Source organism: Tumebacillus flagellatus (genome assembly GCF_000714935.1).
Lineage (GTDB): Bacteria > Bacillota > Bacilli > Tumebacillales > Tumebacillaceae > Tumebacillus > Tumebacillus flagellatus.
This window is the reverse complement of record NZ_JMIR01000004.1, coordinates 179071-190231: the sequence shown is the minus strand read 5'-3', so window position 1 is coordinate 190231 and position 11161 is coordinate 179071. Positions and strand designations below refer to the sequence as shown.

Annotated in this window: 10 protein-coding genes; all 10 read right to left on the bottom strand. The window is 54.6% G+C overall.

The annotated features are described in order from the left end of the window. Positions 1 to 448 precede the first annotated feature (448 nt). Positions 449 to 1636, bottom strand: coding sequence for a helix-turn-helix domain-containing protein (locus EL26_RS04940; protein WP_038085104.1), 1188 nt, complete (start codon positions 1634 to 1636; stop codon positions 449 to 451). Positions 1637 to 1960: 324 nt separating this feature from the next. Continuing rightward, positions 1961 to 3226, bottom strand: coding sequence for an MFS transporter (locus EL26_RS04935; protein ID WP_052036008.1), 1266 nt, complete (start codon positions 3224 to 3226; stop codon positions 1961 to 1963). A 62-nt stretch (positions 3227 to 3288) separates the two neighbouring features. Further along, complete coding sequence (locus EL26_RS04930) at positions 3289 to 4446, bottom strand: winged helix-turn-helix domain-containing protein (protein ID WP_052036007.1); 1158 nt, start codon at positions 4444 to 4446, stop codon at positions 3289 to 3291. 86 nt (positions 4447 to 4532) lie between these two features. Next, the gene (locus EL26_RS04925) at positions 4533 to 5342 is read right to left on the bottom strand and encodes a metallophosphoesterase family protein (RefSeq protein ID WP_038085103.1); all 810 of its coding nucleotides are present in this window, start codon (positions 5340 to 5342) and stop codon (positions 4533 to 4535) included. Continuing rightward, entirely contained in the window at positions 5339 to 6199 is an 861-nt protein-coding gene (locus EL26_RS04920; RefSeq protein WP_038085102.1) for an MBL fold metallo-hydrolase, read from the bottom strand. The genes EL26_RS04925 and EL26_RS04920 overlap by 4 nt, the downstream gene beginning before the upstream one ends. A gap of 98 nt (positions 6200 to 6297) precedes the next feature. After that, complete coding sequence (locus tag EL26_RS04915) at positions 6298 to 6573, bottom strand: DUF2573 family protein (RefSeq protein WP_052036006.1); 276 nt, start codon at positions 6571 to 6573, stop codon at positions 6298 to 6300. 82 nt (positions 6574 to 6655) lie between these two features. After that, complete coding sequence (locus EL26_RS04910) at positions 6656 to 7942, bottom strand: Glu/Leu/Phe/Val family dehydrogenase (RefSeq protein WP_052036005.1); 1287 nt, start codon at positions 7940 to 7942, stop codon at positions 6656 to 6658. 173 nt (positions 7943 to 8115) lie between these two features. After that, positions 8116 to 9594: a DnaB-like helicase C-terminal domain-containing protein gene (locus EL26_RS04905; RefSeq protein WP_052036004.1), complete on the bottom strand. Its 1479-nt coding sequence runs from the start codon at positions 9592 to 9594 to the stop codon at positions 8116 to 8118. A gap of 68 nt (positions 9595 to 9662) precedes the next feature. Beyond that, entirely contained in the window at positions 9663 to 9842 is a 180-nt protein-coding gene (locus EL26_RS04900) for a hypothetical protein (protein WP_038085100.1), read from the bottom strand. A 30-nt stretch (positions 9843 to 9872) separates the two neighbouring features. Then, entirely contained in the window at positions 9873 to 11123 is a 1251-nt protein-coding gene (locus EL26_RS04895) for a cation:proton antiporter (RefSeq protein WP_238546050.1), read from the bottom strand. Between the last annotated feature and the right edge of the window lie 38 nt (positions 11124 to 11161).

Below are 11161 nucleotides of genomic sequence, written 5' to 3'. Positions count from 1 at the left end.
GTGAAAGCATAGACGGCGTGACGATGCCCATTGCTAATTGCGATTGCGTCAAGCCTTTTTTCATACGGAACTGACGAAGACGTTGCCCGAAGGTTTCCAAATGAATCACCTCGCGTAAATTGTTTACTCCCTACAAACACAATAAACCACCCTACTGTTTTCAGGGTGGTTTCTATATCAATTTCTTTGTCATCGATTTTATTATTACTAATCTTTAAAAGACCTAGAAGTGACGCATATATGTGTCAGTTAAATTCGTGACACCAAAAACCCCTCGAATGACATCGAGGGGAACATGCACATTATTTCCACAGAGTAATAAAATTAGGACTTGGCGGGATGGTTTCTGCTTGCTTGTTTGTTTTTCCTTGTACATAGATTGTTGAAACTGTGACAACTATCGTGACAACGGCTACAAACGTAATGAAACGTGAAAACCTACCTCTCACTAAAAACCCTCCTCGTCGATCAAACCAGATTTTTGCTTTATTATCGCCCTTCCTTTCTCATAGTACTGCATCACTGATTCAGAGTCACGTTCTAAGGTATAGTATTCCATAAGATACTTACACGCAGAATAACGAACACTAACTCCTTGGCTTAAATCATCGCTTACAGAAACCGCATAAGTTGGATCATCTGCTGCCATTGAATAGAGAATCATTAGCTTCCCATGAATGTCAGGATAATCAGATGCAAGATGTGAAAATTCTCGTATTAATTCGCTTGCAGAAGATTTCTGTCCGAGTTTCAGCAATGCCTTTACGTAGTCTTTTACTGCAAACAAACGTGGATAGTCAAAGGATTCTAATACTTCAATTGCTGACCAGAGAATTTGCTTCGCTACCTCATAATTGCCTGTATGAAACTCGAAATGTCCAACATTGATCATTGCTCGACCAATTTGATCCATCTTACCCGTGCGTTTAAAAAACTCCAGTGCAATGTAGGAATACTCTTTAGCTTTGATCATATCCCCTCTATGTTCCTGCCATTTCATTCGAACATAATTCGCATACCCCATTTTTTCAGGGTCATCTTTAAAAGCAGTCTCAACAATACTTAACGTGTGGAGAATGTTTGTATATTCTCGTCTGATAGTGTATGAGATCATCAAAAACGAACTCACATGATGGAGTAGTGTGAAGTCATCAAACTCTTTACTTACCTTCTCAGCATATTTCATAGCAGTTTGCCAAGATTCATGTGCTTCATCATATTTTTGCAATTGAAATTCTGCTCTTCCTCGATTCGCAAAACTGAAACAACGCTCTGTAAAACCGACAGACGCATCTACGAGCTCGTTAGCGAGAGTTAGAGCGCGAAGCATCATTACTTTCGTTCTTTTGTCGGCATCTAAGAGAGTCTTGAGTTCTTTTTCACTCTTAACTGTATCGAGTTGCATAATCCTTTCCACAGGAAGTTTAAGGTCGTCAGCAATTTGCTCAAGAATTTGAACCGTAACTGGATGTTGTCCAACCAGCATCTTTCTTAGTTTCTCACGGTTGAGCCCAATTCGTTCGGCTACAGCACGAGCAGAGAAGGCATCTCCCCGTTCCTTTAAAAGTTCTGAAAGTCTTCTCCCCATTGGAATTCTACCGATAGACGCTGTTGCTGTATGTTCAATCGTACTCATGATTTAGCACCCCTCCATGCATTGAACCATTTATGTTCAATGGTAAATACACAATCAACCAGAATCACTATTCAATTATAGAGATTTCTCAAAAAAAAGTATACATTTTGCCACGAGAATTCAGAATGGAATATGTAATTAATTGACTTCTGTTATTGTTCTATGTATGAAGGTAGATAGTAGTTTCGGCAAAATGATTAATTAGAAATTTCTTAGAACAAACAAAAAGAGCAGATCAATTATGACCTACTCCCTACTCCGTTATCTGTATCCGCGTATTCTTGTAAGCACACAAATCTAACAGTGACAGTACTCATGATACCCTCAAGAGTCCAAATGCACTGGGCCCGAAGCCTTCTGTCCCTTCCTCCCACTCATCCAAACCCTCTCAATCACAAACCCGAGCAACCCCATCGCCATCAAAAACGCCCCAATCCCCTGAAACGTAACCCCTGCCCCGAGCGACCTCACCAAAAACCCACCCGACAACGGCGACACAATCATCACCACGCTGAACAACGAATTCACAATCCCCGACACCCGCCCGATCGCATCTTGCGGGACTTCTTTCTGCAACACGTAATTCGTCCCGGTCATCGTCAGCCCGTTCCCGATGCCTCCGACCAGCGCGATCACGAGAAACAGCCACCACGGCAACCCCGGTCGCATCAAGCCGGTCGCGCCGAACAGCAGACCCAGCAGCAGAAACCCGCCGCCGTACAACCACCCGTACCGCTTGACCTCCTTCAACCGGCCGAGCAGCGCGATGGAGATCACCGACCCGATCCCAATCGCCGCCACCGCATACCCAAACAGATCCGTCCGCGACGCGTCGTACTCGCGGAACACCACCGGAAACTGAAAATCCCCGAGTTGCAACGAAATCGACGCCACCAACCCGAACACCAGCCAATTCAGCACCACGCGGTTGCCCGCGAGCACCTTCCACCCGCCCTTCCAAGATTCCCAAAACGACGGCTTCGCTTCCACCATCGGCTCCGAACCAGGATCGATCTGCTCTGCAGCCTTGCGCTCTTCCACTTTCCCCACCGTCAACAACACAATCGTCGACAACCCGAACGAAATCGCGTTCACCAACATACAAGCCTGCGGGGTAAAAACAGCCACCAACGCCGCCCCGACGATCGGGCCGAGCACTTTGCCGATCTGGTTCACCATTCCGTTCAACGACGTCGCCCGCAGCAGGTCCTCTTCCGCCACGATCAACCGTGTCAACGCATTCTGCGCCGGATAATGGAACGTCCCCGCGCACGAGCGCACAGTCAGCAGTACGAGCAACACCCACACGTTCGGCGCAAACATCAGCGCCACCGTCAACCCGGCGCTCACCACGTCCGACATGATCAACAGCTTCAACTTCGAAAAGCGATCCGCAAACACCCCGGCGACTTGCCCGAACAGCAAGCCCGGCACGGCAAACGTCAGCGGCACGAGCGCCATCACCAACGGGTCGGCGTTCCACACATACCCGATCAGCACCGACACCGCCATCATATCAAACCAATCTCCCAGCGTGGACATCGCATACGCGAGGAACAATCGCTGGAACGCTCGATTTCTTCTCAACATCAAAAATTCCCCCTGTTCTGTTGCTCTTGCTCTCAGCATACAAGGGGATTGTCAGAGGAATGTCAGAGGAGCACGTTTTGCAAGACCTCGCGAATCTTCACCGCGACTTCCTCCAACCGATACTGCTTACACGCATCCTTCCACAACCCTTGATACTCCCGGCACAACTCCGGTTCATCCAGTTGAACCTCGAAGAAATAAACGACCTTGCGCAAATGAAACAGATACTGCGGCACAAACTTCGACTGCCGCAAAATATCAAGGCCCTCCTCCAACGTCGCTTTTCCCGCCGCCTTGCGCCCGTTGTGAATCTCCCACACTCCGCGCGCCAAGCGGTAAAATCCCGTCTCCCGCAAGTAAGGCGCCTCTTGAATCATCTTCTCCACGCGGTTCAGATTGCCTTCCATCTTCTCATACTGCCCAGCCAGAAAGAACGCCGCCGACTCCGCCAGCATCGTCGGCATGAGAAAGCCTTCTTGCCACCCCTTCTCTTCAATCAACGGATACGTAACCGTTGTAAACCGCTCTAACACCTCGTCCACGCGTCCCGTCATCATCATCGCAAACAACATATCGAGGATGTACAGCTCCGTACGGTTCTTCTCCGGCAACAAGTCTGTCGCCAACGCCCGCTCGATAAAATCCAGCGCCTCCTGCGTGTCATCCTGTGCGACTGCAAACAGGACTAAGAGCAGATACAGCCGATGCTCAATCGGAACGTGCTCCGACTCCACCAACCAAAAAAAATCCCCGGAGATAAACCGGATGTAAACCTCGTAAAAAGGGTCGATCTCAATCCCCAACACCTTCTGCTGCTGGTACATCATCATCAGCGCATCGCCCTGCCCGAACAGGTGATACTTGCTCAGCATCTTCTGCGCGTACTCGTTGAGCTCCGCATCCGTCTGCGACGGCATCATCGTCAGCGGACGCACGTCTTTCACCGTCAAGCGATACCCGATGCTGCGTACCGTGTCGAGGCTCACCACCTCTGCGCAAGGTTTCAGTTTTTTCCGTAAACGGTAGACATGATCGTCCACCGTGCGATCCACCGGCGTTTCCAGCGGCCACACGCGATCCAGCAACTCCTCGCGTGTAAACGCATGCCCCCGATTTTGATACAAAAAATCCAACAGCGCGTACTCCTTGGGCAACAGCGCAATGGTCAAACCTTTATAAGAAACGGACAATCCGTCCGTTTGAAAATGCAGTTGCGACACCCAAAAACACCTCTCCTCATTAGCTTTAGTATACCAGAGGAGAGGTGTTCACGGTTACACAGGATACGATGGGTTACAACGAACTCTTACAACTCAATCACATGACTTGCCAAGCGAATTTCCCGCTCGATGTTGTTGGTCTTCCACTCATGCAGATAGCCCAGCGGATGACAATGCACCCACTTGTCCCCGCGCCGCCTCGTGCCGTAGCGGTAGTGCACATGCCCGAACACGACATGCTCCACGTGCGGCATCGCATCGATCAACTCGCCGATACGGCGGCTGCCCATGAACGGCCGGATCATGTTCCACACCCGGCTGTGCTGAGAGATCGGACAGTATTCGTCATACGGGATAAAGTGATTCACAAACACCACCCGGCGATCGGCCGTCGCTTCCAACTGCGTCCGGAACGAGTCCAGCATGCGGTCGGTCACTTCCTCGTCCTCCATGCCCCAGCGCGCAAACACACTGTCGCGCCAGTAGCTTTCTTTGCGGGTGACGCAATCTTCCCGCGTCCAAGACTTCTCCCGATACGTGTAGTCATACCACCCCATGTCGCCGACGACCGCCCACTTGTCGCCCAGCAACAGCGGCTTTCCGATCAACGACGAGTGATGCGCCCGCAACAGCTCGTACTCGTGCCACGAATCGGTGCGCTTATCCGTCCAAATCGAATGGTTGCCGGGAACGTACGACAGCGCCGTGCCGGAGCTCTGCTCCAACTCTTCAAGATAACGAATGCACCGAGCCGCCCCGCCCGCCATGTCGCCCGCGACGATCACGCGGTCCGGCGCCACTTCGCGGATGTACGTGGCAACGGCAGGGATGATGCTCTTGCCCGTTTTTTCATGGTTGTTCTCGCAATGCAAGTCGGAAAGCAACAACACTTTCATGCCTGCGCCCCCATCCGTTGCACCAAGGATTTCATCCGGGCACGCATCTCGTCGGCGTGCCGATGAACGCGGTCGCCGTGACCGGGCAACACCCATTCAAACGTCTCCTGCGCCAGCCGCGCCATCGACTTGCCCTGCTCGGCATACGAATACCAGCAGAAATCTTCAAACGCTTCGAGTTCCTCCCGCTCGCGGCCCCAAGCGAGATGGTCGCCGGTGAACAGGTATTTTTTGGCATAGAGCAGCACGAGATGTCCGCGCGTGTGCCCCGGCTGCACGAGAATGCGGAAGTCCGGTGCGAACTCCACCGTGTCCAGCCCCTGGATCACGTGCTCGGCGTCCGGCTGGGCGTGCAGTTCCCACTCGTGGATGATGCGCTCGGCTCCAAACTTCTCCGCATACCGCGCCGCGTCCGCGACATCGTCTTGATGCGAGAGAAAAAGATAACGGATGCCGCCCAACTCTTGAAACTTCTCCACCAACTGCGGCTGCCAGCGCGGCGCGTCGATCAGCCAATTCCCGTCGGGATGCAGGATCAAGTACGAACTCGCCCCGTAGGAGTGCTTCGCCGAGAACCCGTTAAAGTACACGTTCTCATCCACCCGCAGCGGAAAGTCCGCCATCGCCTCCTGCAACCCTGCTTGGTTCTCGCTGCCGATCGCCCCGGTCGGGCAAGTCAACAGCGCATACATCGCCAACCGCCGTTCCTCATCTCCTCGCGGCTGCGTCGTCACCGCCGACATCCCGCGCACATCGGAGAAGGTCGCGGGCGCAATCTGCCGGCACTGATCGCAGTCAATGCAGTTCGAGTTTACAAAAAAATCCCCTGGCACGTTCGTCTCCAGTCGCTTCGCCATCTCCCCGACCTCCTATAAAAAATGCTCCCGCCAACCGTTTCGTTTGCGAGAGCTTCTTGGTGTGTGTATGACGTGTGTGTATGACATGTGTGTATGTATTACGCTTGCTCACCCTGCGCAGTTTGCGCGGCGCGTTTTTCCTTCAAGGCGGCATTGAGCGCTTGGACTTGCTTGATCGCCTCCGACACTTCCTGCGCGTTCTCCGGGTCGGCGCTGCGCCAGTGTTGGACGAGCGGCGGCATCACGGAGCGCACGTGCATGTAGATCGCCCACTGCAATACCGCTTCTACATTCTCTGGCGACGACTCGCCGGTCATCATCTCGGTGAACGTCTTCAACAGCGTCTCAACGTTCTGCGGAACTGTGTATGTCATCCTGCATCCTCCTCAACGAAAAAAAACAAAAGGGCGTGACCCGCAACCGGGCCCCACCCTCTTAGTATACCAAAAACAGCTCTTACACCCAACCGCGCAGTTGGCTTGCTTCCGCCATGCGGCGAACGCCGACCATGTAAGCCGCGAGACGCATGTCGATCTTGCGCACGCGCGACGTTTCGTACACGGTGTGGAACGAGCGCGACATGATCTTCTGGAGACGCTCGTCGACTTCTTGGTCGTTCCAGTAGAAGCCTTGGTTGTTTTGCACCCACTCGAAGTAGGAGACGATAACGCCGCCTGCGTTCGCCACCACGTCCGGAACGAGCAGGATGCCGCGTTCGGAGAGGATCTTGGTCGCTTCGATGGTCGTCGGGCCGTTGGCCGCTTCCACGACGATCTGCGCCTTGATGTTGTGGGCGTTGCGCGCCGTGATCTGGTTCTCAATCGCCGCCGGAACGAGGATGTCGCAATCCAGTTCCAAGAGCTCTTGGTTGGTGATCACGTTCTTGTACAGCTTGGTGACGGTGCCAAACGAGTCGCGACGGTCGAGCAGGTACTCGATGTCGAGGCCGTTCGGATCATGCAGACCGCCGTAAGCGTCGGAGATCCCGACGACTTTCGCGCCGGCGTCGTGCATGAATTTCGCCAAGTAGCCGCCCGCGTTGCCGAAGCCTTGGACGACGACGCGCGCGTTTTTCAGTTCGATGCCGCGGACTTTCGCCGCTTCTTGGATCGCGATCGCCACGCCGCGTGCGGTCGAGGAATCGCGGCCTTGAGAGCCGCCGAGCACCAGCGGTTTGCCGGTGATGAAGCCCGGTGCGTCGAACTCGCGGATGCGGGAGTATTCGTCCATCATCCATGCCATCGACTGGGAGTTGGTGAACACGTCCGGAGCCGGAATGTCCTTGGTCGGACCGACGATCTGCGAGATCGCGCGGACATAACCGCGGCACAGGCGCTCCAGTTCGCGGAACGACATCTCACGCGGGTCGCAGATGATGCCGCCCTTGCCCCCGCCGTACGGCAGGTCGGCGATGCCGCACTTGACGGACATCCAGATCGCCAAAGCTTTGACTTCGTCCTCGGTCACATCCGGATGGAAACGGATGCCGCCCTTGGTCGGGCCCACTGCATCGTTGTGCTGCGCACGGTAGCCCGTGAAGACCTTGACATTCCCGTCGTCCATGCGAACCGGAATGCGCACCGTCAACACGCGGAGCGGCTCCTTGAGCAGTTCAAACATCTCTTGGCCGTAACCAAGCTTGTTCAATGCTTCGCCAATAACCAGCTGGGTGCTGGTCAAAACGTTCAGGTTCTCAACAGGTTCATTTGCTGTAACATTGGAGGTTGCGTTTTGGGTACTCACTTCTACTCGACCACCTTTGAACATTTGAAAGGTTTTCTAACCCTCAACCAATATACACCTTCGCGCAGTCCATGGAAAGTTCATGAACCTGCACTGAGACGCATCTGAACACGGTACACGTCCAAATTCCTCAAAGAAACGCAAGGGGCTGAATCACTCGCCCGTATGCTGACTTATTCGCCGAGAGAACGAAAAACGGCCGCTTCTTGACCCAATGCGACACGAATCGATCCGCGGTCGCCGTTGCGGTTTTGCACGACGTCTAAAGTATGTGTCCCGTCCCGCTCATCATATGCGGACAAGTGCATCCATACGTCTACGGTCGCTTCCAACGCTTGAGACAGCATGTCGCCGTCGCGCTCCTGATTCGCCGCCACGATCACCGGGCAATCCAAGTCGCGCGCCAACATGTGCAACTCGTACGCGACCCTCGACGCCCGCTCTTGCGAAGGCAGCATCTCTTGCTTGCTGTTCGGGATGCGCTGCAAATAGTCCAAGAACACGATCGGCTCCTTGCCGTTGGTTTGTGCAATCCTTTGCACAAACTCGGCGATGTCCTCGACGGTGTTGTCCACAGACGCTTCGAGCGTCCAGATGTGATCGGCAAATTCATTGTAATGTTCGTTGGCTTGCTTCACCATGTCCGGGTCGGCGTTGCCAAGCAACAGATCGCGCCACGAGACCCCCAGCAAGCGTCCCACGGAGTTCGCCCACAGTTCAAACGACGAGTTCTGCCAAGAGAAGTAGGCGACCGGGCAGTCGAGAAACGCCGCGTGGTCGGCCATCTGGCGGAGCAGGGTCGTTTTTCCCGAGCCGATCGGTCCGGATACCGCATACAGCCCGGTGCGAAACCCGCCGAGCAACAGGTCGTCCAACTCGGCGATCCCGGACGGAATGCCGGTCGTTTGCCCGCGCTGGCGTTTTAAAAATTCTTCGTTGTACATGGTCAGGTAATGCTCATCCGGCGGCATGCCGGACTCCTGCTTGGTTTGAATCGCCCGGTTGATCAGCGCAACAAACACTTCCTTGGCATTCTCCGCCCGCACGTACAGATCGTTAATGTCCTTGATCCCTTCCGGTAGCGTCACGATAAACACGTCCTGCGCCACGCCTTCGAGCAAGTTCGAGACGCGCTCGGCTTCCCGGCGGCCTCCCTCGTCGTTGCCGTAGCAGATGAACACGCGCTTGTCTGCAAACAGCTGGGCTTGTTCCTTATGAAACGAGTAGCAATCGGGCACCGCCACCGCCGGAATCGGCACTTGATGCAGCGACAACACGTCAAACAGACCGCCCGCCAGCACGACTTCCTGATGGTCCAAGAGCACCGGCTCGTTGAACAGCACCATCGAATCGCCCAGCAGTGCTTTGTACTTCGGCTCGCGGTCGTCGATCGCCCGCCCGATCAAATCGCGGATGTTCCCTTCCATATCGCGAATCGGAAACACGATCCGCCCCGGCAACAGTCCGGTGTTCTGGGTCACGGAAAACCCGATGATGATGTCTTCATACCCAAGCGAGAAGTTCGTGACCGTCTTCTCCGAGATGTCCCGATTCTCCAAGTAGAGCAGGGCCTCGGTGTTCAGTTGCTTTTGGTACTTGCTCACGAGCTCTTCCAAATCATTCGTTCCAATCAGAGGTTGAAACATCGTCATGCGGACATCCCTCCCATGCCCCCATTCTAACAGAAGCAAGGGGAGGTTGTCGCCAGAAAATTCATACGTTATCCGTTTTGAACTTCGTTATCAAAATCGTCCGGATTGTCCACGACGACAAGCGTTTCGGCATCGCCCTGCGCACCGTCCGCGGCGTTTTCCAACACGTCGCCGTCGTCCGGGTTGTCAAATTTGATCAGGTCTTTCTCGCCTCCGTCTTTGCGCGTCACACCGTTATAGGGTTTCAACTGGTTTCCCCCTTGTGTTCATGGTTGCGCTTAGTGTTTCCCATGATTCGCGGAGAAATCCAACGCCACGCCCAACTTGCGGGCGACGATTCCGGTCGTTCCGGCTTGCACGACGATGGTGATCAGAATCGCCATGAACGTCACCGACGCAATCGCCCGGTAGCCCGGGATGTCCATCCCGGCGATCAACGCAACCAACGCCGCCGGAATCACGCCCGTCTCGCGCACCCAGCACATGAACAGCAATTCCTTCAGCGTCCACTTCGCCATCCGATCCGGCCCCGCACAGAGAAACACGGTCAACGGTCGGGCGATCAACATGAAGACCGCCACGATCAAGAGCCCTTGCCACCAATACTCCGCCAGCGCCGCAAAGTCGACTTGCGACCCCAACAAGATGAAGATCATCATCCGCAAAATCAACGTGATGCCGTCAAAAAAATGACCCACGCCTTGCAGTCTCTCCTCATCCGTCGGCCAGCCGAGCTTTTGGTGGTTGCCAAGCATCAGCCCCGCCGTAAACGTCGCCATGAAGCCGCTCACCCCGATCAGATCGCCGACGAGATACGCCCCGAGCGCCACGACGATCACGACAATCGAAGCGTAGTCGCGCAAAAAACCCCCGCGCCGCTTCGAGATCATCGCCGTCGCCAGCCACCCGAACACGAGCCCGATCAGCAGGCCTCCCACCGCCATTTTGACAAATTGCCAGAGGGCGCTGCCGACTGCAAATTCCCCGCCGGTCACGACACCAAGCGCCGTAAACGTAACGATGGAGCCCGTCGCGTCGTTGAACGCGCTCTCCGACTCCACCGTCTGCTTGACTTTCTCGTCGATCGGCACTTGCCGAAACACCGGAATCAGCGTCGCCGGGTCGGTCGACGCGATGATCGCCGCCAGCAAAAACGCCACCGGCAACGGCAAATCGAGCAGATAGTACGCCGCTCCCGCCGTGACCGCCGCCGTGATCAAAACGCCCGGAATGGACAGCATCGACAGCGTGAACCAGACTTTCTTCAACACGCTGAATTGGATGGCTCGTCCTCCGTCAAACAAGATCAGCGCCGCTCCGACGATGATGATCAACTGATCCGCCAAGGATTGCGGAGACAGTTCCACCCAATGCAAGATCGGCCCGACCAACACGCCGATCAGCAAATACAACGCAACGTCCGGGATGCGCAACATCCGCGAAAGCCGTCCGCCGAACATCCCGACAATCAGCACGATCAACACCAATCCGATGTAGCGGTGTACCATCTCCATCGTTGTCGATTCCAAACTCTCTCCCACCTTTTTCTGTCCAAATCCATACCTAT